The 1,539-nt window shown below is 47.6% G+C and carries 2 protein-coding genes; one reads left to right on the forward strand and one right to left on the reverse strand.

Going from position 1 to position 1,539, the window contains the following annotated elements:
* Positions 1–258, forward strand: a 258-nt coding sequence (locus VN105_RS10810) for a hypothetical protein (protein WP_325640695.1), incomplete at its 5' end; no start/stop codon positions are given.
* Between the two features lie 271 nt (positions 259–529).
* Here the strand turns inward: VN105_RS10810 and VN105_RS10815 are convergent.
* Positions 530–1,539 (reverse strand): aldo/keto reductase (locus VN105_RS10815; protein WP_325640698.1); only part of this gene is annotated, 1,010 nt, incomplete at its 5' end.

A 1,539-nucleotide genomic window follows, 5' to 3' on the forward strand; every position in this document is an offset into this window, starting at 1 on the left:
CCTAAAGAGCGCATCTTTTATAAGCATATATTTTATGTAATTGATAGCGTGGGAAATATGGAATTTACCATACAAACAGAATATTCACCCATTTCCGTGGAAATGGGCGGGCCAAAATATATCCTTTGCGGCTCGCAAGGAGGCACGCATTTCAATTACGGCACCGGGTTTAACGATGATCTTAAATATGATGATTTGAAGAATACTGTGATCGGGGTCCTGGAGAAGAAGTATAACGCGGTGGCTGCAACCCAATAGCTACGATATATTAATTAACATGTTGTTGTAAAAAATGGGCAAACTTTACAACAGCATGTTTTAAGAAAAATATTTACAACAAGCTGTTAGTGTAATACCCCAAAACAGATGAACGCTCCGAAGAGAATTTTAAAAACAGGAAGTAATGGAACTGATCTGGGAGGGGGCTGAAGCCATGAGACTGCCTCATAAATAACTTTGCCTGGCCCTGATGGAGAGATCGTTGCTCAGGTTCATCAGGTTGGTGACGGACAGTCTCATGCCGGCTTTATTATTTAACCAGTCCTGCGGCCATGTGCTGGGGATCTGCCAGGTTGTGGTTAAACCAGTGAGGATATAATGGCCCCGGTGCCGTAAGGCTGTCCAGCAGTGTTACTTCCTCTGCCGAAAGTCCGATAGTGGCTGATTTGAGATTGTCGTCCAGCTGCTGCACTTTAGACGCCCCAATCAGCACGCTGGATACTACCGGTTTGGTAAGCAGCCAGGCCAATGAAATTTGTGCTACGGTGGCATTATGTGCTTGCGCTATTTCTTTCATCCGGTCCACCAAAACGAAGCCCTTTTCCTTATCAAACGGAATAATATCAAAACCGGAAAGGCGGTTGCCGGTTTCTTTCAGGTTTTCGCGGGTGTATTTACCGCTAAGGAATCCGCCTGCCAGCGGTCCCCAAACCGTCATACCTATGCCTGCCTGCTGCATAAACGGTACCACATCATACTCCACATCACGTCCTACCAGTGTATAGTTCATTTGCCCGTTACAGAAAGTAGCCCAGCCGTTATCGCGCTGCATTTGCCAGGCAAGCGCCGATTTCCACACCGACCAGTTGGAGAAACCGATGTAGCGCACCTTGCCGCTTTTAACCAGCCCATCGAGTGTAATAAGCGTTTCTTCCAATGGAGTTACGGGATCTTCACGGTGAACAATATACAGATCAATGTAGTCGGTGCCCAGCCGTTTCAGGCTCTGGTCGCAGGAATACAGGATATGCCTGCGGGAAAGCCCCGACTGCGTAATAGGTGCACCATTCCGGAAGCCAACCTTAGTGGCAATTACCACTTCGTGCCGGCGCTTAGCCAATAGCTTGCCCAGCATTACTTCCGACTGACCGGCGGCATACCCGTCGGCGGTATCAAAAAAATTAATGCCTGCTGCCAGGGAGGTATCGATCATTTTGCCGGCCTCTTCTTCAGATACCTTATATATGGTAGGAATAGACGGATCACTGCCAAAGGTCATAGCGCCAAATGATAATCTGGAAACAACAAGCCCGGTGTTTC

The organism is Chitinophaga sp., from assembly GCF_035564935.1.
GTDB lineage: Bacteria > Bacteroidota > Bacteroidia > Chitinophagales > Chitinophagaceae > Chitinophaga.